Here is a 26778-nt window from a genome sequence, read left to right on the forward strand (position 1 = left end):
TATTTGCATACCATCAGAGTTTCGTTTTTTCAAAAGAATAGTATCTTTGCAAAAAAAATAACTTATTCTATTAGACCATGATTAAAAAATTATTTTCGATTTTATCCCTTTGCGGATGCCTATTGGGAGCGACCTCCTGCCAATACACAACAGAGACTGTTTCTACCGGTCGCGACCTCGCTATCGCCGATTCCATGTTCACCCACATCCTGGACAAATATAACGTCGAAAAATACGGATTGTTGCAAGAAACGTATCCGGCCAATCCCGACAATCAGGTCACATATCTGGCGGAAGGGGCCGAGCAGAAACGCAATCAGGAGGTATCGTTCCTCTGGCCCTACTCCGGGATGCTGTCAGGAGGGATTGCACTTTATAAGACAACAGGAGACAAGAAATATCTGAAAGTGCTGGAAGAAAGGATTCTGCCGGGGCTGGAACAATATTGGGATAATATACGCGAACCGTTCTGTTATCAGAGCTATCCGATGTTTAACGGGGAAAGCGACCGTTTTTATGATGACAACGACTGGCTGGCGATCGATTTCTGCGACTTGTACGCACTGACGAAAAATAAGAAATATCTGGAAAAGGCACAGACACTATACAATTATATATACAGCGGATGGGACGATGTACTGGGCGGCGGCATTTACTGGTGCGAGCAAAAGAAAACGTCCAAGAACACATGCTCCAATGCACCCGCAGCCGTCCTCTGCATGAAACTATATAACCTGACGAAAGATAATACCTATCTCGAACAGGCCAAGAAGACATACGACTGGACCAAGAATAGCCTCCGCGATCCGGAAGATTTCGTTTATTGGGATAATGTCCGCTTGGACGGAAGCGTGGACAAGGCAAAATATACCTACAACAGCGGACAGATGATACAAGCCGGCGTCCTGCTCTACCAGCAATCAGGCGACAAAGCCTATCTGAAAGACGCACAGGAAACCGCCCGAGGCGCCTACCAACGTTTTACCGAAGTGCGCAAAGCCGTAGATGGTACGGAAACCCGCTTCTACACCGCCAGCCCTTGGTTCAACGTGATCCTGCTGCGTGGCTTGACTGCCCTCTATGAGGTAGACCATAATCCCGAATATATCCGGACGATGGCGGACAACGCACGTTATGCATGGGATCATACCCGCGACGTAAACGGATTCCTCGACAACGATTGGACCGGTATCAAGACCAAAGAGCATAAATGGCTGTTAGATAACGCCTGCATGGTCGAACTTTTTTCCGAAATCAATAACATCAAATAAATAACAAACAGATGACAACACGCAGAAACTTTCTGAAAACAGGCGGCCTTTCGTTGGCAAGCCTTATGGTTGGCCAGCACTCATTTGCCCATATGGCTGAAAAAGCCGACGACAAATTAGCCGGGGCTGCTTCCACCACCCAATATGTCTGTAAACGTCCGGTACCGAGCAAACGGCAATTCACATCCGAAGCCGTAGAGAAAGCGATCGCCACCACAAAGGCCAAGCTGAAAGACCCGAAGCTCGCCTGGATGTTCGAAAACTGTTTTCCAAATACATTGGATACGACTTGCGAACACAAGATGGTGAATGGTAAGCCCGACACCTTCGTCCTGACCGGTGATATCCACGCCATGTGGCTCCGTGACTCATCGGCACAGGTATTCCCGCATATCCAGTTCGCCAACGACGACCCGAAAGTGAAAACCATGCTTGCCGGCGTCATCAACCGCCAGACCTGGTGTATCAACATCGACCCGTATGCTAACGGCTTCAACGAAGGACCGACCGGCAGTGAATGGGAAAGCGACTTTACTGATATGAAAAAGGAATTGCATGAGCGCAAATGGGAAATCGACTCACTTTGCTATCCGATCCGCCTCGCCTACCATTTTTGGAAGAAAACAGGTGAAACTTCCCCTTTCGATGCCGATTGGGACAAAGCGATGAAGAGCATTTACAAAACTTTTATCGAACAACAGCGTAAGGACAACCTCGGTCCGTATCAATTCAGACGCAAGACAGACCGCCAAGGCGATACCTTACTAAACGACGGTTGGGGCAGTCCGGTCAATCCAGTCGGCCTGATCGTTTCATCGTTCCGCCCGTCAGATGATGCGACTCTGTTCGGATTCCTGATCCCGTCAAACTTGTTCGCCATCACGTCACTCCGCCAGTTAGCCGAGATGATGCGCGAGATCAAAAATGATAACGATTTTGCCCGTCGTTGCGATTCATTGGCGGATGAGGTAGCGGCTGCTGTCGAGAAATACGGTATTGTCAACCATCCTGAATATGGCAAAGTATATGCATTCGAGGTAGATGGTTTCTACAACCATGTATTTATGGATGATGCCAATGTTCCGAGCTTGCTCGCGCTACCGTATCTAGGCTGTGTGGACATGGACGATCCAGTCTACCTGAACACCCGCAAGCTGGTACTCAGCAATGCAAATCCTTATTTTTTCCAAGGCAAGGCAGGCGAAGGTATCGGCGGCCCGCATATCGGTTTCGGATATATCTGGCCGATGAGTATCATCATGCGCTGCAATACAACACATGACAACGAGGAAATCCGCAAATGCGTCAAGATGCTGCGCGACACGGATGCAGATACAGGATTTATGCACGAATCGTTCTATAAGGATGATCCGAGCAAGTTTACCCGTTCCTGGTTCGCCTGGGTCAACACGTTGTTCGGTGAAATGATCTACCGTTTGGTGAATGAAGGCAAAGTCGATATTCTGAACAATTTAGGATAACAGATAAATATCGCTTACGAACAGAACTGATCCGGGCATGGATTACATAAAATTCATGCCCGAACTATATATAAAAACATCCTAATACACCACTCCGCTACTTAAAATCAGAGAATGTTGGGAAACCGGAATAATTTTTCTTTTCTATATTTGTAAAAAATATAAAACAACAGCCTTATGAAAAAGAAATTAGTCGTACTGACCGGTGCCGGGATGAGCGCCGAAAGTGGTATTTCGACTTTCCGTGACTCGGACGGACTATGGGAAAAATATCGGGTGGAAGATGTGGCAACCCCAGAAAGTTTTGCTGCCGATCCGGAACTGGTACTCAACTTTTATAACCAACGACGTCGGGAATTACTGAACACGAAACCTAATGCCGGACATATCGGACTTGCCGACTTGGAACAAGAATTCGACGTCCATATCATTACACAAAACATCGACAACCTGCACGAACGGGCGGGAAGCAGCCATGTGATCCATCTGCACGGCGAACTGCTGAAAGCTTGCTCCGTTCGCGACCTGAATACGACATACGATATTTCGCCCGAAAATCCAGACCTGCATATCGGGGACAAGGATCCTCATGGAGTACAACTCCGCCCCTTCATCGTCTGGTTCGGCGAGGCGGTTCCAATGATCGACCCTGCAATCCGACTAGTGGAAGATTGTGACATCTTTGTGGTGATCGGGACTTCGCTCAACGTATACCCGGCGGCTGGACTACTGAACTACGTACGCCACGGCCAGCCAATCTACCTCATCGACCCGAAAGAGGTAAAAGCCTATCGTAACGATATCCGCTTCATACGGAAAGGAGCATCGGAAGGGGTGAAAGAATTGAAGGAGTTATTACTGCAAAATCATTAATACGTTCTTAAAATCACTTACATAATAGAAACACTTCAGAGCTTTTCTATTAAATTTGCAAAGTAAACACATAGAATTAAGTATTATTGAGAATGGAGCATAATCCGACGAAGATTCCTTCGCCCTTACTTTCCTTGGTTCCCATACTTGTATTGGTAACCCTTTTATTTGTGACAATACGCATATTCGGTAGCGATGCCCTTAGTGGCGGCAGCCAGATCGTGTTACTTACCGCTACCGCCATCTGCTGCCTGATCGCCATGACCTACAGCAAAGTACGCTGGAAGGTGCTGGAGCTAGCGATGATCAACAATATCACTGGCGTTGCGACAGCTCTGATCATCTTACTGATCATTGGAGCGTTGTCGGGCAGCTGGATGATAAGTGGTGTCGTCCCCACTTTGATTTATTACGGGATGCAGATCATTCATCCTAGTTTCTTCCTGGCATCGACCTGTATCATTTGTGCAGTCGTCTCAGTCATGACGGGAAGTTCATGGACTACCATTGCCACCATCGGGATCGCCCTCTTAGGTATCGGACAGGCACAAGGCTTCTCCGACGGATGGATTGCCGGGGCGATCATTTCGGGGGCCTATTTCGGGGACAAGATATCTCCACTTTCCGATACGACCATCCTTGCCTCATCGGTAACGGACACACCTCTTTTCAAACATATCCGCTACATGATGATCACAACAGTTCCCTCTATGTTGATCACGCTCGTTATCTTCACGGTAGCCGGTCTTTCACACGAAGCGACGGCAACAGACCAGATCGAACAGTACTCGATCGCCCTGAACAATACGTTCCATATCACACCGTGGCTGCTGATCGTACCGGTCGTCACTGGCATCCTGATTGCGAAAAGAGTTCCATCGATCATCACGCTGTTCATTTCGGCGGCATTGGCAGGCATGTTCGCGCTGATTTTCCAGCCACACCTGTTGCTGGAAATTTCCGGTTTACCAGTAGGAAACATCCAATCCAATTTTAAGGGCCTATTAATGACATTTTACGGCAGTACAAGCATAAAAACCGGAAATCCGGAACTGAATAGCCTGGTTGCCACGCGAGGCATGTCAGGCATGATGAATACGATTTGGCTGATCCTTTGTGCCATGTGCTTCGGCGGGGCGATGGCGGCAAGCGGAATGTTGGGCAGCATCACTTCCGTATTTCTGCGCTTTATGAAACGGACAGTCGGGCTGGTAACGTCGACTGTCGCATCGGGACTGTTCCTCAACATCTGTACGGCCGACCAATATATTTCCATCATCTTGACTGGAAATATGTTCAAGGATATTTATGAAAAGAAAGGATACGAAAGCCGTCTGCTGAGCCGTACGGTAGAAGACTCGGTCACCGTCACTTCCGTACTAATCCCGTGGAATACTTGCGGTATGACACAGGCAACGATCCTCGGAGTTGCGACATTCATCTACCTTCCTTATTGTTTCTTTAATCTAATCAGCCCGTTGATGAGCATCACGATTGCTGCGATCGGGTTCAAAATAAAAAGGAAAAATGAAAAAGCTAAAAGTGTCGTTGCTGGCTAAGGTTGTCATTGCCATCGCAGCCGGCGTTGTATTCGGGCAGTTCCTGCCTGGCGGGATCGCCCGCATCTTTGTTACATTTAATTCTTTGTTCGGCAACTTCCTGTCGTTTTCGATCCCACTCATTATTCTAGGGTTGGTGACACCAGCCATCGGGGAATTAGGCAAAGGGGCCGGCAGATTGCTGGCCTTGACCGCACTGATCGCATATGGCTCAACTATCTTCTCTGGTTTCTTCACCTATTTCAGCAGTTCGGCAATCTTCCCACATATCCTACCGGTCAACACGGAGTTAACAGCAATGGAAAATCCCGAAGACTTCATGTTGCAACCCTATTTTATAGTCGCCATGCCACCTTTGATGGATGTCATGACAGCTTTGCTTCTATCCTTCACCATCGGGCTTGGCTTGTCTTATATTAATGGGGAAACATTGCGCGAATCCTTTTCCGATTTCCAGAAAATCATTACGAAACTGATCGAGGCGGTTATCATCCCTTTATTGCCACTTCACATCTTCGGCATTTTCCTGAACATGACGGTGAGCGGGCAAGTCATGGGCGTGATTACCATGTTCTTGAAAGTGATAATCGTGATATTTGTCCTGCATGTGTTGCTATTACTTATCCAGTTTACGATTGCCGGCAGCATGAGTGGAAAAAATCCGTTGCGACTACTGAAAAATATGCTTCCGGCTTACGCGACCGCACTGGGGACACAATCCTCAGCCGCCACCATCCCTGTAACATTGGCTCAGGCGGTCAAGAACGGGGTGCGGGAGAACATCGCAATCTTTGTCATTCCCCTTTGTGCCACTATCCATCTGGCAGGTAGCACGATGAAGATTACCGCCTGCGCGATGGCAATCATGTATATGTCAGGCGAACCCGTCACCTTCACTTCTCTTGCCGGATTCATCATGATGTTAGGGGTCACAATGATAGCAGCTCCCGGTGTACCGGGTGGCGCTATCATGGCAGCACTCGGATTACTGCAAAGCATGTTAGGGTTTAACGAGACATTACAGGCGCTGATGATCGCCCTTTACATCGCGATGGACAGTTTCGGGACTGCTTGCAACGTGACAGGCGACGGGGCGATTGCAGTTGTGGTAGACAAGATCGCCGGCAAGCAAAAGACTGGGACAAGTCAGCCGTAGGCTTCTCACACATCTGCCTCGTCATAAATCACACAGCCTTTCGACTCCCTTTTCCCGCATCATGGTTGCCGCGATATGAGCACAGGCATAAGCATCAGCCATTGCATGGTGATGATAGGTCAGATCGTATCCGCAATGAGCGGCAACAGTCTGTAGTTGGTGGTTAGCCAGGAAAGGATACATGCGCCTCGACAAACGGCAGGTGCAATAAAACTGATATTTGGGATAGGCAAGGTCATAGGCTTCGTGAGCTGCCCGCAGGCAACCTTCGTCAAAAGAACTGTTATGGGCAACCAGTGGGATATCTTGCAATCTGCCGGCTATCCTGGCCCAGGCTTCCTCAAAGTCGGGAGAGTCGATTGTATCCTGCATGGTTATGCCATGAATGGCAGTAGTAAACCGAGTGTAGAAGTTCGGATAGGGACGGACCAGCATGTAAACAGAATCGATTACCTTATTGTCCTCAATAATAGCAACCCCGATACTGCAAATACTACTGCGCTTTCCATTAGCGATCTCAAAGTCAATTGCGGCAAAGCGTTCCATACTTTTCTAATTGATAATTGTCAATTGACAATTAATCCAACGGACAACTGACAATCAAGAAAAGCATTCATTGTCCTTTCTTTAATTGCCAATTGTCCATTGTTAATTGTCAATTATTTACTAAAGTCTCTCGGTGTCGGCACTCCCGGAAGCGGTTTGCGGTTCTGGAGTTCTTTCATGACCTCCTGAATGGCACGGTCGAGTTGCTGGTCTTCACCGTTCCATTCTTTGACGGGATCATTATCGATCAGGATATCAGGATCGACACCATGATTCTCAATAATCCAGCTACCGGTTTTCGGATCGAAACTTGTGAAGAAAGGTACACGGATGTCCGTCCCGTCCATATAAGGTAACGAGCCACTGATACCGACAATTCCACCCCACGTACGAGTCCCGATCAGTTTGCCCAATCCCAGCGCACGGAAGCCCCACGGGAAGAGGTCGCCGTCGGAAGCCGAATATTTATTGATCAAGCATACTTTCGGACCTACTTGCACGGCATCGGGAACAGTTCCGATACGGGCTGAACCACGACGCATCGTCAACCGATACGGTTCACGGGAAAGGCGTTCGAGGATCATCGGCGAAACATTCCCCCCCCCATTGGCACGGTCGTCAATAATCAAACCTTCCTTGTCGAGCTGTGGATAGAAATAGCGGGAGAATTCATTCAGTCCTTCTGGTCCCATATCCGGGATATAAATATAGCCGATCTTGCCGTTCGATGCTTTATCGACTTTCTTAATATTATCCTGTACCCAGTTATAATGATACAAAGAATATTCTTCTTCCAACGGACTGATCACGGTTTTGCGTGCTCCCTCCAGCTGCGGTTTACTGTTCAACAAAATCTCCGTCGGGACACCAGCCTTGCCGACCAACAACGAATACATGTCTTTCACACTGTTTGTCGGCACACCGTCGATCGCCACGATAAACTCGCCAGCCTTCGCCTCAATGCCCGGCTCCGTCAACGGAGAACGCAACGACTTGCTCCAGGAAGCGCCCGGCAAGATCTTTTCCAAACGGAAGAAACCACTCTTATCACGGGAAATCTCAGCGCCTAACAGCCCCGTCTTTATCCTGTCGGGACGTTCTACTTCACCCGGATTCACATATGCATGACCACAGTTCAGTTCGCCGATCATTTCACCGATGATGTAGTTCAAATCCAGACGTGTCTTGGCATATGGGACAAGCACCTGATATTTTGCTTTGACCGCATTCCAATCTACCCCATGCATATTCTCTAGATAGAAACCATCGCGATAAGCCCGCCATGCCTCATCAAAAATCTGCGCCCATTCCTTCGGATAATCGACCGCAATCTTCATATTCGACAAGTTCACCGGATCACCCAAGTCTGCCTTTCCCGAAGGAATATCCGTCACATAAAGAGCATCACCTTTGAAGAAGAGCACTTTCTTGCTACCGGGTTCGACCCCCATAGAAGCGCCATCGGCCACCACGTCTTCCTTCTGCTCTTTCAAGTCGAATACTCTCGTACCGCCACGTCCCCAGTAGTAAACCTTGTTTCCGTCTGAATAAAAATTCCCATAATAGGAAGGACTCACCGGCAACTTGACGACACGATCCGTAATCCCATCGAAATCGATCTTGACAGCAGAAGTGGCAAGCTCGTCTTTCCTTGTCTCCTCCTTCTTAACCGATGTATTTTTCTTTGATTCCTCTTTGGCAACAGAGACTTCCGCATCCTTCTCAATGAAAGGCGAAGGAGTATCTTTGGACAACAACGTCAAATAAACCCCGTACATATTATTATAGACATGGTTCCATTCCAGCGATCCATAAGTCGGATTAAAATCACGGGCAGATGCAAAAACCAGATATTTACCGTCCGTACTGAATACCGGGGAAGAGGAATCATACCACTTGTCTGTCACCGGGTATTCTTTCTTTTCAGCCAGATTATAAACATAAACGATACTATATTCAGTGTTCCCTGTACGGGTATAAGTCAGCCACTTGCTATCCGGCGAAAAAGTCACTCCCCGCGGCTCGCCCATCGGGTCCTGCAACAAGGTCGTCACCTTCTTTGTAGCAACGTCCAAGAGATTCATACGGTTCTTACGATCCGTATAAACAACCGCTTTGGAATCCGGGCTTAGTTCAAAACCGCAGATATAAGTGTCATTATCCTTTGTCAGCTGGACGTGTTCGCCTCCAATGGCATCCTGCATATAGAGTTCTGTCTCTCCAGTCGCATCCGAAATATAGACGATGAATTTGCCGTCGGGCGACCATTGCGCATTGCGGTCGTGTGCTCCTGGCGAACGGGTGATATTCTTTGTCACACCCTTCTCAACCGGCAAGTTGAACACTTCGCCACGGGCAGTCACCACTAAACGTTCACCGTCGGGCGACAGGCAGGCCTCGGTAATATAGTCAGCTCCATCCTTAATTTCGCTACGGGCGTAAATATTGTCGGAAGTCAAGGTGATGTTCACTTTTTCGGGCTTCTTACTCCCAGCATCCATCTTATAAATATAGCCGCCATTTTCGAAAACGATCGTATTGCCATTTGCGCTTGGAAACTTTACGTCGTATTCGGTAAAGTCAGTGACTTTGTCCGTCTGTTTGGTCTTCGTATTATAAACAAAGATGTTCATTGTTCGGTCACGGTCGGAAAGAAAGAAGATTTCATCGCCGATCCACATCGGGATAATGTCCTGTGCAGGATTGTCCGTAATGTTTTCGACTGTCTTCTTATCGGAACTATAGATCCAGACATCATCCGCCATCCCGCCTTTATAGTATTTCCAGGTACGGAACTCCCGCATGACACGGTTATAAGCCAACTGTTTGCCATCGGGAGAATAGCTGCAGAATCCGCCTTCAGGAAGAGGTATGACTTCAGACAAGCCACCCTCCTTTTCCACCGTGAACAACTTTCCGCTAAAGCCGTCGCTGATGCGGTTGCGATACACAATCCGACTGCCATCAGGCGTCCAGGTCATCACGATATTGTTCGGTCCCATACGATCACCCAAATCATCCCGGCTGTTTGTTGCCGTATAAGTCACACGCAGCGGTTCTCCACCCGTCACCGGCATGGTATACACTTCTGTATTACCATCGTATTGCCCGGTGAATGCAATCGTTTTGCCGTCCGGTGAAAAACGAGGAAACATTTCGTACCCCACATGCGAAGTCAGGCGCCTGGCTTCGCCACCCGTAGCCGGAACCTTGTAGAGGTCGCCCGCATACGAGAAAACAATCTCATTACCGTTCGTAGCCGGGAAACGCAACAGACGCGCTTCGTCCACCGCCATCGACAGTGAAGGGACACCAGCCAAAACCAATAAAGAAAAGATAAGTTTCTTCTTCATACCTAATTATCGTTTAGTCAACCGACAAAGGTAAAAAAAGTAAAGCATCAAAATATATTCCGATGCAGATATTCCTTTATTTTCCACCACAATAATTGCCGTTTCGCGACAAAAAGAGACCAGCCTCCTAACCTTCTTCCCGTTTGCTTATAAAATTCAGGATCACAAACCAATATGCACTGCCGGTCCATACTTACTGCAGAAAACAAATAGAAACAGCCGTTCCTCAACAGAATACCCAAAGTATCATTCTTACGGACAAAACCGACAATATCTACAAAATTAATAATACCAACTGATGAAAAAGAAAACGAAGACTCCTTAAACTCCACATGATGCAAGACTACATAAGGCCGCAATTGCCAAAAAAGCTCAGTAATATTGGCAGGATCAAGTTTTTTCAAAAAAGATAGCAACCATTGCTCCTGAAGATTTGAAATAGATAAAGGTAATTCCATATTTACTTAAATTCGACCTGAAAAAATCCCATATATCCAACAATTCCCCAATTAGATGGTTATTATAAAGAAACGTGGGAATTAGTAACATACACTCGATTAAGGACCTCGAATAACCTATAACTAGTTGTATGCAATAATTACCCACGTTTTTTATCTTGAATACGCAAGTGCATAAACACCCATCTTGCATGACAAGAAAAAACGCGAACAAAATTCACATACTATCCACTAGTTATCTAGAAATTTCGAGGTTTCAATCAAGAGATAATATATAAACTTTCGTGTTCACCACCAAAGTTGTACCAGCGATAACGCTTTATCCTGCTTACTGTACACGACAAAGATAAACAGAAGATTCAAAAATCCGATATTCCTCCTTCCTTTTTTCAAGGTTCTTTAGAAAAAACACAGAAAAAGCCGGCTACGGCGGAATATCATCTATTCCATTGTAGCCGGCCACTTTTAACTAATACCTACTTTTTATATCGCTTTATCTCTAAAGACAGACATCAATAGTAACCTTCATTCTGTTCTTCACTGAGCTCACCAACAGGATTCAGACGGTCGATGTGTTTCTGCGGGATAGGACGAAGTTTGTGATACGGTTTAATGTAGATTGCATCCGGATTGTATTTCTTCACCCAATCATACAGCAGTTCACAACGAACCAAATCTTCCCAACGATTGGTTTCTCCCAGTAATTCACGTCCGCGTTCGTTCAGAATAAATTCGATAAAATCACCTTGTAGATCAGCCGGAGAAACTTTAAGTGCATCATACGTACTCTTCGTATCGTTCACTCCACCTTCGAAAAGCCAGATCTGCTGGTCTTTTTGCTCACCTTCGGCCCAAGCGGCACGCTTGCGGATCACATTGATATATTCAGCAGCCTTGTCGAAATCACCTTTACGACCGGCAGCTTCCGCTGCCAACAAATACGTTTCTCCCAAACGCATACGCACCCATTCGCGAGATCCCTTTTCTTCAGACACAGAAGGACGGCTCGGATCAAGGTATTTCACCAGTGACGGAAAATAACGGATCGAATGCATTTCGCGAGGGAAATAAGAATAAGTATAGTCAGCACGCAATTTCCGCATCTCGTCACTATTAGAAGCAAGCCCTGTTTCCTGCATCGTATAATAAATCGCCGTATCGCCATGCTGGAATTTCAACTCGCCCTCTATTTGCCCTTTAGAAGGATCCGGCGTAAAATAGACGTTTCCGTCATAAGAAAGCGACTCCCAAACAGGCAGCGTGCTTACATTATTTGCATAGTAGACCCATTTGAAACTCTTATAAAAACGTGAATCATGCAAACGATCGAATAAATCGTCCATCGTTTTCTTTGTCGCCACGTGACGACGGTACGGACGACCGTTTTCAATATCTCTCAACATACCCGGCTGATCTTCATACCAAGACAGCCAATAGAGATGCTGCTTGTTACCATCTCCGTTAAACATCGGCTCGGTTGTGAACTGCACGGCAAACACAGCTTCGGAGTTCCCCTGATTCTTGATATCCCACAGAGAGGAGAAGTTTTCTTGCAAAGCATAAGCTCCACTGTTGATCACTTGCTCAGCATAATAAAGCGTACTATCCATATCTGTCGCTTTCTGACCACGCGCATCTTTGACTGCGCTACCACGAGTCAGATAAACCTTCGCCAACAAATGGGCAGCTGAGTAACGTGTGGCACGTCCTAAAACAGAAGCCTTCTCCGGTAAATTTTCGGCGGCATTACGTAAATCACTGATAATAACATTATAAACATCAGCGATCGGAGCACGCTTGAAGTCCGTCCGAATCTCGAAACTACCTTCCGTGACCAAAGGAATACGCCCAAACTGCTGCACCAAATCAAAATATAAATAGGCGCGGATAAATTGCATTTCGGCATAACTTTGTATTTTCACACTCTCCAACAAGTCTTGGGAATCCCGAATCTTCTGCATGGCGATATTGGCATCACTAATCCCTTTGTAGTGATTTTCCCACATTTCATACAGAATACCGTCGTCCGGATTCAACTGTGTCGCATATTTATTATACGATTCACGATTACTACCATCTTCTCCTTCCGTGAACAAATCGGTTCCTAATTCGGTCAATACATCGAAACGTTCACCACCAACTCCCCAACGAAGGAAACCGTAAGCTGCCGTAATGGCTGCATTTACACCGGCTTCCGTTTCATAATAATCGTACGACATCACCGGTGCATCATCTTCGCTTAACCAACTACTGCAACTTGAAGCAGATAACATCAGGCCTGCCAGCATATAGCAATATACAGATTTCATTTTCATTCTTTGATTTATTAAGATTAAAATTACAAAGTCAAGTTTATACCAAAAATCCAGGAACTGACACTCGGAGTGCCGAAACCACTACCGTTAGTTTCAGGATTACCGGCCGAATTTACTTTAGCTGCTTCCGGATCAATACCCGTATAATTGGTAAAGATAAACGGATTCTGGGCTGTAAAATAAACACGCAGTTTCTCCACCAGGAACTTATTGGTCAAGGTCTTCGGCAAGGTATATCCCAATGTCATTGTCTTTACACGCAAGAAATCCGCTTTTTCATAATAAGTGGATGTGATGTAAATCGGGCGCTCCTCATCGATACTCGGACGAGGATAAGCGTTCGTCGGGTTATTCGGTGTCCAGTAGTCGACTTTCACACCACCGTTACGTCCGCAATGTTCCAGTGCATAAATGTCGTTATACAACATAGCGCCGAAACTCGCATATAAAAAGACCGACAGGTCGAAACCTTTATAGTTGAAAGTATTCACCATACTGGCAATCAACTTCGGACGTGGGTTTCCCAGAATCTGCTTATCGGCATCCGTAATCTTATAGTCGCCATTCACATCCTGTATCTTGATATCGCCCGGAGCAAACTCTGTACCGTTGGCGGCGAATTTTGCCATCTCGGCAAGATCTGACTCCGTGTTCTGCCAGATACCTACTTTCCGGTAGTCATAATGAACATTCACCGGCTGGCCGATAAACCATTTGCTACCAATATCGTCGTTCTTGCCATTATACAGTTCAACGATTTCTTCCTTGTTGGAAGACAGCATCAAATCAGTTGTCCACTGGAAGTCTTTCGAATTGATGTTCATAGAGTTGATAGAAACTTCTATACCCTTATTACGCGTTTTACCCACATTCGATAGCACATCGGGAAAACCGGAAACAACCGGTAACTGGCGTTTCAGCAACAAATCATGTGTATTCTGCATATACAAGTCAATCGTCCCGTTGATACGTCCTCTCAACACACCGAAATCGATACCCAAATTCCACTGGTCCGTCGTTTCCCAAGTCAACAGACTGTTCGCCATCGCATTCGGGGCATATCCGATCGTTGGAGTTCCACCATTGTCAAACGGATAACGAATCAACGACAACGTACCTTTCGTTTGGTAAGGATCTACGGCCGAATTACCAGTCTTACCAAAACCAAGTCTTAATTTCAGGTTATCCAACCATCCGGATGTACTCGACATGAAAGATTCTTCATTGATACGCCATGCCAATGCGGCAGAAGGGAAAAGCACCCACTTGTGTCCGTCAGCCAGACGAGACGAACCGTCATAACGGGCAGAAACCGTCAGGAGGTAACGTCCTAAATAGTTATAATTGATACGTCCCATGAAAGAAGCCATATTCCACTTGATCATCGAGCTGCCGATCGTATTGGTCACCAAGCCCGACCCCAGATCATAATATTTCAGGTTATCGGCCGGCAGATTCTCCATTGCGACGTTCACACTTTCCCTTTTGTCTTCTTGAATGGACTGCAATAAAGTCACGCCCAAGGTGTGTTTGTCGTTGAACGTCTTATCATAGAAAAGCATGTTTTCCAAAGTAAACATCGTGTATTTGTCAACGGCATTCTTCGCATAAGAAGTCCCCATGCCACGATTACTCGTTTTAGCGGACCAGAATTCGTAGTCCTGTACGGTACGGGCATCGAGACCCAGGTTCGAGCGGAACTTCAGTCCGTCGACCGGCAGTTTGATATCCAGAGAATAGCTACCCAGGTAACGGGTTGTTTTCACAGGACGGTCCACTGCACCCGGAACAAGGTCCATCATCGTATTGTAGACATTATAAGACCCTGGTAACGGAATAATCTCGCCATTTTCATCCCATAACTGTGCCAACGGGCTTAAACGCCAACCACCGGCGAGTCCGGCCCCACGTTGCTGAATGGCATGCGAATATTGCGTCTGTGCCCCGATCTTCACATATTTGTTGATTTCGTGGTTTAGATTCAAACGGATCGAATAACGTTCATAATCCTCATCCTTGAAAATACCGTTATTCTTATTGTAAGTAGCGGAAGCCAGGAAGTTCGTCCGTTCGCCACCGCCTCGGATACTCAATTGATGGTCGGTCACCATACCGGTACGGGTTACATGATCCATGTAACGGGTCGTACGCACACGGGACGGATAATAGACACCATCGTCACCCCAACCCATCATGACCGATTCCATGATCGACGGGTCGCGTGTAAATCCTGGGCAAACCATATCCTGCTCCCTTGAAGCCACATCCGAGTTGTAGCGGATCGAATTATTGCTCGTATTGCGATAAGACTCGCGCGTATATTCGGCATATTCCGGACCATCCCAGAAATCGAGCTGGTTCAAAATTGTCTGAGCCCCGACATATCCGTTATAATCGATCTGCGTCTTGCCTGATTTCCCCTGCTTGGTCGTAATCAGGATAACACCGTTCGCACCACGAGCACCATAGATTGCTGTTGCCGACGCATCCTTCAACACTTCCATCGACTCTATATCCGACGGGCTGATTTCGCCAATACCGCCAGTAACAGGAACACCATCAATCACATACAACGGATCATTGCTTGCCGTGATCGAACGTTTACCACGGATCATCACGTTCGGAGTAGAGCCCGGCGACCAGTTGGCGTTTGAAACGACAACCCCCGGAATACGTCCCTGCAAGGCTTCCGATGCCGTAGAGGTCGGGACAGCTGAAATCTTGGCAGCATTGACAGAGGCGACAGCTCCAGTCAAGTCTCTTTTCTTTACCGTACCATAACCGACCACGACAACTTCATCCAAACCTTGTGCATCCTCTTTCATCAGGATGTCAAACGTATTCTTGTTATCGATCTTTACTTCCATAGGCAAAAAACCGATATAGGATATTTCCAGCATTTCCCCCGGAGCAGCCTCTAAAGAGAAGTTTCCATCCATATCTGAGATGGTCCCATTAGTCGTTCCCTTGACTACGATATTCGCTCCAGCCACCGGAAGACCTGTTTCATCGGTAATCACACCAGATATTTTCTTGGTTTTTCGCTGTTTCACGGGAGCCTGCGCTTCTGCCTTAACGATAACGATCGTCTTATTGCTCACTTTGTAGGAAAGGCCGTGTTTTTCCAGTACCTGAGACAGGATATCCTTTAACGGGCGATTGGAAGCAGAAACGACTACATCAGGATTTTCACTCAGGATAATATCCCGGTAAACAACTGAAAAAGAAGTTTGTGCCTCCAGATTCTTAAAAAATTCTTTCAATGTGACATTTTGCAAATTCATCGACATTGTTTGCGAAATGTCCTGTGCGTACATGGTTGTACACAAAAACAGGAGTGCTGTACTCCGAAATACTTTCTTCATGACTATGATAAATAGACTTAAGTTAAAATTAAACAATTGATTTTTAAAAACACTTTTTCTTAGATTTCACCTGTTCATCCCATAGGCTTATTTTATTTTTGATTGATTAGGCTTATTAATCGTAACGTTATTTCCTATGATCTTATAATTAAATCCATATTGAAATTTCAAAGCTTCCATGACATACGGAAGTTGTTCGTCCTTAAAAGAACCGGAAATCTGATCGTTCGCAATCTCCGGACATAGCAGGTCAATATGCACACCATACCATCTTTCGATCTTTTGGAACACCGAACCCAACTTCTCCGATTCGAACACCAGATGATTTTGCGTCCACGCGATTTCTTTTACATTGTCTGTATTGTGAAAACTGATTTTTCCATTATTTTTCGAATAGATCGCTTTCTGCGACGGTTTCAGGATAAAACTTTCAGAAGGCGACTTGGAATCGTAGAGGCGCACGGAGCCTTCAATCAAGGAAGTCTCTACAAAGTCATTCTCCTCATACGAATAGACATTGAAGCAAGTCCCCAGCACTTCGATATTCAAATTGCCGACCTGCACGACAAACGGATGTTTCCTGTCCTTGGAAACCTGGAAGTACCCCTCGCCCTTCAAGCGGGCGACACGCTTTCCGTTGACATAGGCGTAGGACAAAGAGCTTTCCGAATTCAATTTGACAGAACTCTTATCCGGCAAGGTCAACTGCACCTTATCTCCGGCCGGAACTTCCGCCAAGAAAGAAGAGTTCGCATTTTGCAATTCATGCAAAAGAGAAAAGTTCCACGCCGTAACGGACAAGACGGCAATCACGGCCGCCGCCGCCACGATACGGGACCAGCGTATGGAGATTTTAGGAGGATGTATCTGCAGACGAAGTCTCCGATGAATTTCCCGCTTACGACAGACTTCCATAGGCGGATAAACCGTATTCTCATTCCAAAACGCTTCCATCCTTTCGGCCAGTTCCTGGTCCGAAAGATGATTCAAGGACTCCTTGAAGCCCTCGAAGTCTTTCCGGTTGGTCTTTCCGCTTAAGAATTGAGAATATAATTTATCAAATAAATCGGTCATAATTTGTTGCTTGTTTATAGTTACACGAAGGAGTACCGAAAAAGTACCAGGCGTTTTTATATGTTCTAAAGCATATTCCTGTTTCTTCCCCTATAATACGCTCGAAGTTTCCTTTAGCGAAACTTTCTGTTTCACCGTACGAACTTTTAGTTCCAAGCGCTGAAACTATCTGGAACTCCAAGAGCCGCTTGGGGAAAGGGAAGTAAGCTTCTCAAGTTTTCTTATATGAAAAGGGTGAAAAGATAATTATATTTCCGAAGTTCCTCACGCAGAATCTTTAACGCTGCGGACAAATGATTCTTTACCGTCTGCTCGGAAATATCCGAAAGAGCGGCTATTTCGGCATTGCTCATTCCCTCTTCACGGCTCATTTCAAAAATGTTCCGCTGCGCGGGGGTCAGTTTTTGCTTAGCTATCGCCAGCTTGTCGATAAAGTCATCGTAATATATTTTTTCTACGGAAGTGTTATCCAAAAGATGTTCGTCTTCACAAAAGCGTATGTAATCTTCAAAATCCGGACGGTTGATCTGTTGGCGGAAAACATCGATCACATGGTTCTTGGCAATCGTGAACAACATGGATTTGAAAGAGCCTTCAACAGACAAGGAGGTACGCATGTTCCACAGCTTGAGGAACGTCTCCTGTACGATATCTTCCGCCTGGACAGATGATTTCGTATGCAGCAAGGCGAAACCGTACAAAGAATCCGCGTACATATCATATAATGTATCGAACGCCTCATAGGAACCACGTTTAAGTTTTTCTATAGTATTTCTATGTATCTCTGTTTCATGCATATTCACCTCTTTCACCCCTCACTTTGAGTTCGTAAAGATAGAAATAAACTACTAAACAGCTACTATTAAGTTTATTTCTATCTTTTTTTATAATAATACCGTATCTTTACACCCATAAAAACGCAAAGCATGAAATCATTATTTATCCTGACTTCAGCACTACTGTTTACGGCAAACGTGCTGGCCGAAAATGATCCGCTATGGATGCGCTATCCGGCAATTTCTCCAAACGGTGAAACGATCGCCTTTACTTACAAAGGCGATATCTACACCGTTCCGGCAAACGGTGGCAAAGCTACCCAGTTAACAACCCATCCGGCTCACGATACGCGCCCGATCTGGTCGCCTGACGGCAGCAAGATCGCGTTTGCTTCTGACCGGAACGGAAACTTCGATATCTTCATCATGGATATGGAAGGAGGTAGCCCGAAACAGTTGACCACTCACTCCGCAAATGAATATCCGGAAACGTTCAGTGATGCAAAGCACATTCTCTATTCGGCCGCGATCCAGCAGGATGCGAAAGACAGCCAATTCCCCTCCGGGCAATTTCCACAAATCTACCGGATCGGTATCAATGGAGGGCGCCCCGAACTCTATTCTTCCCTCGCCATGGAAAGCCTAGCTTTGAACAAGAAGGGTGACAAACTCTTATACCAAGACAAGAAGGGATATGAAGATCCTTGGCGTAAACACCACCAGTCTTCCATCACACGGGACATCTGGTTGTGCACCCTCGATCGGGAACACTCCTTCCAAAAAATAACTTCCTTTAAAGGAGAAGACCGTAATCCGGTATGGGCGACAGACGGTTCTTCCTTCTACTATCTGAGTGAAGAAAAAGGAAGTTTCAATATATTCAAAAACGACCTGACCGGCAGAAATAGCCGGCAGATAACCAATCATACCATGCATCCCGTCCGTTTCCTAACTTCCGACAACAACGGCAACCTCTGTTACGGATACGATGGCGAAATCTATACGGTCAAAGAGGGTACACAGCCTAAGAAAGTGGATGTACAGATCATCTCGGATAAGGTGGAGAACGACCTGATCCATCAACTCAAGGCAAGCGGAGCCACCGATATCGCAGTTTCCCCTAATGGCAAAGAAGTCGCTTTTATCGTGCGCGGCGATGTATATGTAACCTCGGTCGACTACGAAACTACCAAACAAATCACTAACACACCGCAGCAGGAGCGCGATCTCGATTTCAGCCCAGACGGACGCTCATTGGTTTACTCGGCCGAACGGGGCGAAACCTGGGGCGTTTATCAAAGCAGCTTGGTACGCAAGAACGACAAATATTTCACATACGCACAGGAATTGAAGGAAGAACCGTTGGTGGTAAATTCGCAGACCTCTTTCCAGCCGATGTATTCTCCGGACGGAAAGGAAGTCGCTTTCTTGGAAAACCGTACGACTCTACGCGTGATTAATTTGAAAAACAAACAAGTACGCACCGTCCTGGATGGTAAATATAATTATTCGTATGCCGACGGCGATCAATATTATCAATGGTCACCCGACAGCAAATGGTTCCTCGCTAAATATATCGCGATCGGAGGATGGAACAATACGGACATCGTTTTGGTGAAAGCGGACGGCAGCGGCGAAATGACCAACCTGACCGAAAGCGGCTACTCCGACAACAACGCCAAATGGGTACTGGATGGAAAAGCGATGATCTGGTCGTCTGACCGGGCCGGTTATCGCAGTCATGGCAGTTGGGGAGCAGAAGATGATATTTACATCATGTTCTTCGACGGCGAAGCATACGACAAGTTCCGCCTCACCAAAGAGGAACAAGCTTTGTTGGACGAAGAAAAAGAGGACAAAGATAAGGACGAAAAAGACAAGGACAGCAAGAAAGACAAGGATAAAGACGATGACAAGAAAGACGAAAAAGCAGATAAGCCGGTCGAACCGCTTAAATTCGACTTGGCCAATCGTAAAGACCGTATCATGCGCTTGACCGTCAACTCGTCATTCTTAGGTGACGCCGTCTTGACGCAGAAAGGCGATAAGCTATATTATTGCGCCGCATTCGAAAACGGTTACGACCTATGGGAACACAATTTCAAGGAAAACACCACCAAACTACTGATCAAAGGTGTCGGTGGCGGAACGATGTTCCCCGACAAGAAAGGCGAAAACATTTTCCTCGTTTCGGGAGGCCAGTTGAAGAAGATCGAAATCAAGGACAGCAAAACGAAACCGATCGCATTCAAAGCCGAATTTTCATATCGCCCGGCGAAAGAACGCGAATATATCTTCCATCACACCTGGCGCCAAGTATTAGACAAGTTCTACGATCCCCAAATACATGGTATCAATTGGGCCGGATATGGAAAGGCATACGAAAAATTTCTTCCACATATCAACAATAACTACGATTTCGCAGAAATGCTTTCTGAAATGTTGGGCGAACTAAACGGTTCACATACCGGTGCACGCTACCGCTCTGCATCTTCCGCACCAGCAACAGCTAGCTTGGGCGCTTTCTATGACAACAATTACACAGGCGACGGTTTGAAGATTGAAGAAATCATCGCCAAAGGCCCGTTGACAAAAGCCGACACCAAGATCAAGCCAGGCTGCATCATCGAAAAGATAGACGGCACGAATATCAAGAGTGGAGAAGATTACTATCCGCTATTAAGCGGCAAAGCCGGCAAGCAGGTACTACTGTCCGTTTACGATCCGGCAACCAAAGAACGTTTCGAAGAACAAGTCAAACCGATCACCTACGGCACACAATCCGATTTGCTTTACAAACGTTGGGTGGAACAGAAGCGCCAGATGGTCGACAAGCTGTCGAACGGAAAGATCGGATATGTACATGTCAAAGGCATGAACAGCGAAAGTTTCCGCGATACCTATTCCGAGCTGTTAGGTCGTTGCCGCGAGAAGGAAGCCGTGATTGTCGATACGCGCCATAACGGTGGCGGTTGGCTTCATGAGGACCTGGCAATTTTGTTGAGTGGAGAACTGTATGCTAAATTCACTCCGCGCGGACAGTTCATCGGAAACGATCCGTTTAACAGATGGCTGAAACCGTCATGCGTACTGATGTGCGAAGACAATTATTCGAACGCCCACGGTTTTCCCTGGACATATAAGACGTTGAAAATCGGCAAACTGATCGGCGCTCCCGTACCGGGAACGATGACTGCCGTATGGTGGGAAACCCAAATTGACCCGTCAATCGTTTTCGGTATCCCGCAAGTCGGCATGCAAGATATGCAGGGCCGCTATCTCGAAAACCAACAACTCGAACCTGACATCGAAGTCTACAACTCCCCCGAATCACAGCTAAGAGGCGAAGATCACCAGCTGGAAGAGGCGGTAAAAGAGATGTTGAAAGAGGTACAAAAGTAATATTATGTGCGATCTCAAAGCGGCTCTCATCCACTGCTACGGAATGGGAGCCGTTCTTTTTTGTACGCAATTCACGTACTTATCCTTCACTTTTTGCCGTACTTATAAGATTCAATGTTTATCCAAACGAAAGCATTACCAGTTCTGCCTTCACCCGATAATATGACTTCATTATTTCTCTACGAACATAAACAGAAGGGATAAAACATAGTTACATTTAACTGTCATACTATCACTAATTGTCTTTTATCTATTGAATATCAATAAACTCAAGCAATGATAGTAGGTATGATGGATGCCTATTTCATCTATCATACTATCATTAACCGCCTGTCCGACATTTTTCTTCACATTACTTATTTTCAATAACATAATAAGATAAACCCATTGACACCCGGGTCTCGATATCATTCACACTCGGGTGTCAAGACCGTTCACATCCGGGTGTAAAAACCTGTAAACGGGAATCTTCAACACTTTTTCTGCCTGTTTGAAGCAAAATAAGTCACGTATTTCAACAAAAAAGGAACCATATCTAAAACGAGCAGAAGAACGACACAAAAAACGGAACCGTAAAATCTACGATAATCCCATGAAAAATTGAAATGAAAACAAGGTCTTTTCCCGAATAACGAGTGATGATAGGCAAGGTCGTATCCATAGTCGTGGCACCTCCAGCACAGATAGGAGACAACCGGCCGAAATATTTGACAAAAAGAGGCGCACCGAGAAGAGCCATAATCTCGCGCATGATATTTGCCATTAAAGCGATTGTTCCTAATTCTGTGGCGAGTCGGACACCCAAAAAAGGTTCCTTCAATTGGGTAATCAAGATAGACGAAAGAGAATAATAGGCAAAACCGCTTCCTACCGCCAGACAATCAAATACACTCCACTGCGTAAGCAACAGACCGACCAAAGCCGAAAAGACCAGTGTCCCGGCAATCGTAGCCAAAGGGACCAAAAGCAGTTTCGGACGAATACTGCCGAGAATATCCTTTAGCTTCTTATCACTACCGATACTGAGCCCGACCTGAAACATTAGCAGGTATAAGACATATACCGTAATGTCGTTTTCAATGATAACATCGGGCAGCCAGCCACTCCATCCCAACAAGCAACCAAGCGCAAAAAATCCTACAACGATCAGACTTCCTTTCATCCGCGACTCCTTTCTTTAAAAAACAGACGATAGACTCCCCAGCCAGCCAATACACTCCCTACCGTACCAGCCAAGGCAAGCAGGAATGCCTGACCACCCAACGTGGCAAGATTATCGACAATATCCTTATTCGCACCGACAGATATTCCCAAAAGGAAAAGAAGCAAAAGAATCGTATAAGAAATAGGTTTGCCGATCTTTTGCAAAAGTTCGATTTTGCGCAAAAGATAGCCTGCGGCAATACCCGCGAACATAATACCAATGACAGTAAACATAGATAAAAAAAGATTATCGCGCTTGGACAGCTTTAACTATTTTAGTGAATGTAACAGGGATTACCATACCTTCTGCATTTGCTTTCCCTGTCAGTTTATTCTTGCCTTCCTGTATGAAAGTGAGTGAAACATAGGTTCCATCTACATAGAAATTGCATTTATAGGTATCGCTCTCTTTCTTGATTTCCTTCACGGTCATTTCCGTATCGCTGATCGTGAAAACAGCGGAAAGGTTTTCACCAGTTTTCTTGATCTGGCAAGTCCCTTTCTGATAACCGTAAGGAGCATCGGGAGCCGAAAAATTCCACGAACCAACAACCATGCCGAGAGTAAATTCCTGCGCATAAAGTGATAAACACATCATCATACAAAGAAGCGTAGTAAATACTTTTCCCATATTCGTCTTCATAATAAAATAGGATTAAATTAGACTTAGCGCTTCAAAGATAAGCATTATCGAATATAAATGAAGTAGTCAGGATAAGAATAAATAGAATAATGCATCTTTAGCAGAGTCCTACACGATCTCCTCCGACAAATTGTGGTCTCCCGTGATCTGGAATACAACCCGGAACAGGTTATCCTTTAAAGTCAAAATACGTTTTATGAATTCATCCGTTCTCATCTCTGTCACAAAAGAAGAGTGAGGACGGGGACAGTTACAAATTTTACGAACTTTTTCCCGAAGAAAAGCAGGACATACACGTATATTGTTCTTTTTCTTTATATTTGTAAAGTCAAAAATAACGATTTATTCATTTAGGAGATAAAACACAGATAATATAACATGAAGAAAACAATCCTATTCCTTCAGGCTGCAGTGGTCGGACTTCTGGCAGCCTGTAACCAACCGTCCGACGAGGAACAACTACGAGATGAAATTCAATATGTGAACCCATTTATCGGAACAGGCTTTCACGGGCATACCTTTCCCGGTGCTACCCGTCCGTTTGCTCTTGTACAGGTCAGCCCCGACACACATATCATGGGCTGGGATGCCAGTAGCGGATACCATTATGATGACAACCAAATATATGCTTTCAGCCATACACACTTATCAGGTACGGGTATCGGCGACTTGGGAGATGTGGCGATCCTACCTTTCTCCGGTGGTGACTCGATCAAACCGGTTGCGATTTTCAAGAAAGAGACGGAAAAAGCAACGCCAGGCTATTATGCAGTACGTCTCGACAATTTCGGAATTAATGTGGAGTTAACCAGTACGGACCGTGTCGGATTCCATAAATACACATACGATAATCCGAAGGACCGCCGTGTCCTTCTCGATCTCGGTCATGTGCTGCAACCGAACTGGGGACATAAGTTAGTAGGGAACGAATATCTTTTTGTAAACGATTCGACGGTGGAGGGGACTGTCAAGACGCAGGGATGGGCACATTTCCATTCTGTCTCTTACCGGATCACATTCTCGGAGCCGATCGAAACACTATACCAGTATATCGACGGAAATTTACGGAAAGATTCGCTGTTCTTGCGTCTCAACACACCAGACGATCTGAAATTCCATTACAAATTCGCGGAGAGCAACAAACCACTGTATGTAAAAGTGGCGATCTCTCCTGTCGATACGGACGGTGCAGAGAGAAACATGCTGGCCGAACTGCCGGGATGGGATTTCGATGCTACACGGGCTGAATCTGCACGTATCTGGAACAAAGCTTTAAACGATATCCGGATCGAAAGCTCCGATCCGAAAGTGATGGTGAACTTCTACACAGCTCTCTACCACACGATGATCGCACCTTATGCCTATCAGGATGTGGACGGGCGCTATTTAGGAATGGACAAGAAGGTGCACCGGGCGGAACCAGGTTATGTGAACTATTCTGTCTTCTCACTTTGGGATACTTTCCGCGCTTTGCATCCATTGATGACGATTATCCAACCAGAACGGGCTGCCGATTGGGGAAAAGTGCTCGTGCAAGGATATAAAGAAGGAGGAATCCTTCCGAAATGGCCGTTAGCTTCCAGCTATACAGGTTGCATGGTAGGTTATCCGGCAGTCTCTGTACTGGCAGATTTAGTGACTAAAGACCTGGCAGAAGGTGATCTGAACGTTTGGGCCGAAGCAGGCGCCCGTTCATCTGTCTACCGAAACGATCTGGCAGAGAAGTTCAAAGGAACACGTGAGTTGGATTTGATTACCCGCCACCCCTATTATAAGGAGAAATACGGCTTTGTCCCGGCCGACTCGGTTCCCGAATCTGTTTCCTGGGGATTAGAGATGGCCTACTATGACTGGTGTATTTCCCAAATCGCCGCTAAAGCAGGAAATACGGAACTGGCAAAAGAGTATGCGGCAAAGGCAGAATACTACAAACGCTACTTAGACCCGGAGACCAAGATGATGCGCGGGGTGATGGGTGACGGTTCTTTCCGTACACCGTTCAATCCCCGTTATTCTTCCCATATGAAGAGCGATTATACCGAAGGGAATGCCTTTCAATGGAGTTTCTTTGCACCTCATGATATGGACAACTTTATCTCCACGATCGGTGGTAAAAAAGAGCTGGAGACACGCTTGGACACATTATTCACCACCTCTTCCCAAGTTGATGGTGAAGAAGCCCCCGGAGATATCACCGGACTGATTGGCCAATATGCGCACGGCAACGAGCCGAGCCATCACATGGCTTATTTATATAACTGGACGGATTCTCCTTGGAAAGGGCAAGAGCGCCTGGATCAGATCATGCAAAATTTCTACACAAACGCGCCGGACGGTATCATCGGAAATGAGGACTGCGGACAGATGTCCGCCTGGTATGTAATGAGTGCGTTAGGCTTCTATCAGATCGCTCCGGGAATTCCGGTCTATACATTGGGCCGTCCGATGATCGACAAAGCGCTTATTCATGTAAAAGGCGGTATTTTCGAGATCTTGGTAAAAAACAACAGTGCAGCCAACAAATACATCAAAGAGGTTAAACTGAACGGCAAAATCCTCGACACCCTGTTCATCAGCCACACCGACATCATAAAAGGTGGCAAGCTGGAATTTATCATGACCGATCAACCGGTTAAATAAATTCATATAAAGAAACATAAAAACAAAGGGCGGATCAGTACACTGGTTCGCCCTTTATCTTATATTTGTCCCTAAACAATTAAATTAAAAAGCTATGTTACTCACAACAACTAACACGATTGAAGGAAAAGAAATTACCCAGTACTTCGGAATCGTATCCGGTGAAACAATCATCGGAGCAAATGTATTCAAAGATTTCTTCGCAGGCATCCGGGATATTGTCGGAGGACGCGCAGGTTCTTACGAAAGCGTATTACGCGAAGCAAAAGAAACCGCCTTAAAAGAAATGAGCGATCATGCGACACAACTGGGTGCAAACGCTGTAATCGCCATAGATCTGGACTACGAAACAGTTGGGGGAAGTGGAAGTATGCTAATGGTTACTGCCGCAGGGACTGCTGTACGCTATCAATAATCCCGAAAATGAAATATTCTTTGTAGTTGGAAAAAAGAATCACATAAAAAAACTAAACCATATTTTCTGCAATCAAACTCGCCATCCCAAAACACGATCTCTAAAGAAGGATCATTCCGGACGGGAACATGACTTCATACCAGAAGAAGACGGAAAACCAAAAGGGAAAGGGCAGAAATACTGTTTAAGGAATACCCTGGCATCCACATGGCTTATGGGCTGTCGGAAACGAAAAAAGCCGACTCAAA

At 45.9% G+C, this 26778-nt stretch carries 18 protein-coding genes; 8 read left to right on the top strand and 10 right to left on the bottom strand.

Annotated features, from left to right (window positions below; genetic code table 11):
- Nucleotides 1-77: 77 nt before the first annotated feature.
- The 5 genes from BHV83_RS02680 (at nucleotide 78) to BHV83_RS02700 (ending at nucleotide 6340) form a co-directional block, all read left to right on the top strand.
- Nucleotides 78-1271, top strand: a complete 1194-nt coding sequence (locus BHV83_RS02680; RefSeq protein WP_055284746.1) for a glycoside hydrolase family 76 protein — start codon at nucleotides 78-80, stop codon at nucleotides 1269-1271.
- 11 nt (nucleotides 1272-1282) lie between these two features.
- The gene (locus BHV83_RS02685) at nucleotides 1283-2752 is read left to right on the top strand and encodes a glycoside hydrolase family 125 protein (RefSeq protein WP_055284748.1); all 1470 of its coding nucleotides are present in this window, start codon (nucleotides 1283-1285) and stop codon (nucleotides 2750-2752) included.
- Nucleotides 2753-2929: 177 nt separating this feature from the next.
- A complete protein-coding gene (locus BHV83_RS02690; protein ID WP_055284750.1) occupies nucleotides 2930-3625 on the top strand; it encodes an SIR2 family NAD-dependent protein deacylase in 696 nt (231 codons plus the stop codon).
- 92 nt (nucleotides 3626-3717) lie between these two features.
- Nucleotides 3718-5184, top strand: coding sequence for a Na+/H+ antiporter NhaC family protein (locus BHV83_RS02695; protein WP_055284753.1), 1467 nt, complete (start codon nucleotides 3718-3720; stop codon nucleotides 5182-5184).
- The gene (locus tag BHV83_RS02700; RefSeq protein WP_005640528.1) at nucleotides 5153-6340 is read left to right on the top strand and encodes a dicarboxylate/amino acid:cation symporter; all 1188 of its coding nucleotides are present in this window, start codon (nucleotides 5153-5155) and stop codon (nucleotides 6338-6340) included. Before BHV83_RS02695 ends, BHV83_RS02700 begins: the two co-directional genes overlap by 32 nt.
- Nucleotides 6341-6361: 21 nt before the next feature.
- On the opposite strand, the gene BHV83_RS02705 is transcribed toward BHV83_RS02700, so the two are convergent.
- From BHV83_RS02705 to BHV83_RS02735, 7 genes are all read right to left on the bottom strand, one after another.
- Entirely contained in the window at nucleotides 6362-6886 is a 525-nt protein-coding gene (locus BHV83_RS02705) for a 3'-5' exonuclease (protein WP_055284754.1), read from the bottom strand.
- 113 nt (nucleotides 6887-6999) lie between these two features.
- A complete protein-coding gene (locus BHV83_RS02710; RefSeq protein ID WP_286756098.1) occupies nucleotides 7000-10239 on the bottom strand; it encodes a S41 family peptidase in 3240 nt (1079 codons plus the stop codon).
- Between the two features lie 47 nt (nucleotides 10240-10286).
- Complete coding sequence (locus tag BHV83_RS02715; protein WP_005646652.1) at nucleotides 10287-10697, bottom strand: hypothetical protein; 411 nt, start codon at nucleotides 10695-10697, stop codon at nucleotides 10287-10289.
- Nucleotides 10698-11209: 512 nt separating this feature from the next.
- Nucleotides 11210-13012, bottom strand: coding sequence for a RagB/SusD family nutrient uptake outer membrane protein (locus BHV83_RS02720; RefSeq protein WP_005650780.1), 1803 nt, complete (start codon nucleotides 13010-13012; stop codon nucleotides 11210-11212).
- A 23-nt stretch (nucleotides 13013-13035) separates the two neighbouring features.
- Nucleotides 13036-16377 (bottom strand): TonB-dependent receptor, encoded by a 3342-nt coding sequence (locus BHV83_RS02725; protein WP_122206216.1) that lies wholly within the window; start codon nucleotides 16375-16377, stop codon nucleotides 13036-13038.
- Nucleotides 16378-16464: 87 nt separating this feature from the next.
- Entirely contained in the window at nucleotides 16465-17451 is a 987-nt protein-coding gene (locus BHV83_RS02730) for a FecR family protein (RefSeq protein WP_055284762.1), read from the bottom strand.
- A gap of 221 nt (nucleotides 17452-17672) precedes the next feature.
- On the bottom strand, nucleotides 17673-18248 hold the full coding sequence (locus tag BHV83_RS02735; protein WP_055284764.1) for an RNA polymerase sigma factor: 576 nt from the start codon (nucleotides 18246-18248) through the stop codon (nucleotides 17673-17675).
- A gap of 129 nt (nucleotides 18249-18377) precedes the next feature.
- Here BHV83_RS02735 and BHV83_RS02740 point away from each other — a divergent pair, with 129 nt between their 5' ends.
- Nucleotides 18378-21629 (top strand): S41 family peptidase, encoded by a 3252-nt coding sequence (locus BHV83_RS02740; RefSeq protein WP_005640507.1) that lies wholly within the window; start codon nucleotides 18378-18380, stop codon nucleotides 21627-21629.
- A 535-nt stretch (nucleotides 21630-22164) separates the two neighbouring features.
- Here BHV83_RS02740 and BHV83_RS02745 read toward each other — a convergent pair.
- Genes BHV83_RS02745 through BHV83_RS02755 form a run of 3 tightly spaced genes read right to left on the bottom strand, consistent with a single transcriptional unit; the run spans nucleotide 22165 to nucleotide 23475 of the window.
- Entirely contained in the window at nucleotides 22165-22791 is a 627-nt protein-coding gene (locus tag BHV83_RS02745) for a LysO family transporter (protein WP_286756104.1), read from the bottom strand.
- Nucleotides 22788-23066 (bottom strand): LysO family transporter, encoded by a 279-nt coding sequence (locus tag BHV83_RS02750; RefSeq protein ID WP_005640500.1) that lies wholly within the window; start codon nucleotides 23064-23066, stop codon nucleotides 22788-22790. Before BHV83_RS02750 ends, BHV83_RS02745 begins: the two co-directional genes overlap by 4 nt.
- A 13-nt stretch (nucleotides 23067-23079) precedes the next feature.
- Nucleotides 23080-23475, bottom strand: coding sequence for a hypothetical protein (locus BHV83_RS02755; RefSeq protein WP_046452265.1), 396 nt, complete (start codon nucleotides 23473-23475; stop codon nucleotides 23080-23082).
- Nucleotides 23476-23853: 378 nt separating this feature from the next.
- On the opposite strand from BHV83_RS02755, the gene BHV83_RS02760 reads away from it, so the two are divergent.
- The gene (locus BHV83_RS02760) at nucleotides 23854-26115 is read left to right on the top strand and encodes a GH92 family glycosyl hydrolase (protein WP_286756109.1); all 2262 of its coding nucleotides are present in this window, start codon (nucleotides 23854-23856) and stop codon (nucleotides 26113-26115) included.
- Between the two features lie 94 nt (nucleotides 26116-26209).
- Entirely contained in the window at nucleotides 26210-26530 is a 321-nt protein-coding gene (locus BHV83_RS02765; protein ID WP_005640492.1) for a heavy metal-binding domain-containing protein, read from the top strand.
- The last annotated feature ends 248 nt before the right edge of the window (nucleotides 26531-26778 follow it).

Source organism: Parabacteroides sp. merdae-related_45_40, assembly GCF_001915675.1.

What these genes read in the sequence shown, in the direction of transcription:
- BHV83_RS02725 (WP_122206216.1), bottom strand. Translation starts at nt 16,377, where the DNA reads ATGAAGAAAGTATTTCGGAGTACAGCACTCCTGTTTTTGTGTACAACC.
- BHV83_RS02735 (WP_055284764.1), bottom strand. Translation starts at nt 18,248, where the DNA reads ATGCATGAAACAGAGATACATAGAAATACTATAGAAAAACTTAAACGT.
- BHV83_RS02700 (WP_005640528.1), top strand. Translation starts at nt 5,153, where the DNA reads ATGAAAAAGCTAAAAGTGTCGTTGCTGGCTAAGGTTGTCATTGCCATC.
- BHV83_RS02760 (WP_286756109.1), top strand. Translation starts at nt 23,854, where the DNA reads ATGAAGAAAACAATCCTATTCCTTCAGGCTGCAGTGGTCGGACTTCTG.
- BHV83_RS02740 (WP_005640507.1), top strand. Translation starts at nt 18,378, where the DNA reads ATGAAATCATTATTTATCCTGACTTCAGCACTACTGTTTACGGCAAAC.
- BHV83_RS02730 (WP_055284762.1), bottom strand. Translation starts at nt 17,451, where the DNA reads ATGACCGATTTATTTGATAAATTATATTCTCAATTCTTAAGCGGAAAG.
- BHV83_RS02750 (WP_005640500.1), bottom strand. Translation starts at nt 23,066, where the DNA reads ATGTTTACTGTCATTGGTATTATGTTCGCGGGTATTGCCGCAGGCTAT.
- BHV83_RS02765 (WP_005640492.1), top strand. Translation starts at nt 26,210, where the DNA reads ATGTTACTCACAACAACTAACACGATTGAAGGAAAAGAAATTACCCAG.
- BHV83_RS02720 (WP_005650780.1), bottom strand. Translation starts at nt 13,012, where the DNA reads ATGAAAATGAAATCTGTATATTGCTATATGCTGGCAGGCCTGATGTTA.
- BHV83_RS02710 (WP_286756098.1), bottom strand. Translation starts at nt 10,239, where the DNA reads ATGAAGAAGAAACTTATCTTTTCTTTATTGGTTTTGGCTGGTGTCCCT.
- BHV83_RS02680 (WP_055284746.1), top strand. Translation starts at nt 78, where the DNA reads ATGATTAAAAAATTATTTTCGATTTTATCCCTTTGCGGATGCCTATTG.
- BHV83_RS02705 (WP_055284754.1), bottom strand. Translation starts at nt 6,886, where the DNA reads ATGGAACGCTTTGCCGCAATTGACTTTGAGATCGCTAATGGAAAGCGC.
- BHV83_RS02715 (WP_005646652.1), bottom strand. Translation starts at nt 10,697, where the DNA reads ATGGAATTACCTTTATCTATTTCAAATCTTCAGGAGCAATGGTTGCTA.
- BHV83_RS02755 (WP_046452265.1), bottom strand. Translation starts at nt 23,475, where the DNA reads ATGAAGACGAATATGGGAAAAGTATTTACTACGCTTCTTTGTATGATG.
- BHV83_RS02695 (WP_055284753.1), top strand. Translation starts at nt 3,718, where the DNA reads ATGGAGCATAATCCGACGAAGATTCCTTCGCCCTTACTTTCCTTGGTT.
- BHV83_RS02685 (WP_055284748.1), top strand. Translation starts at nt 1,283, where the DNA reads ATGACAACACGCAGAAACTTTCTGAAAACAGGCGGCCTTTCGTTGGCA.
- BHV83_RS02690 (WP_055284750.1), top strand. Translation starts at nt 2,930, where the DNA reads ATGAAAAAGAAATTAGTCGTACTGACCGGTGCCGGGATGAGCGCCGAA.
- BHV83_RS02745 (WP_286756104.1), bottom strand. Translation starts at nt 22,791, where the DNA reads ATGAAAGGAAGTCTGATCGTTGTAGGATTTTTTGCGCTTGGTTGCTTG.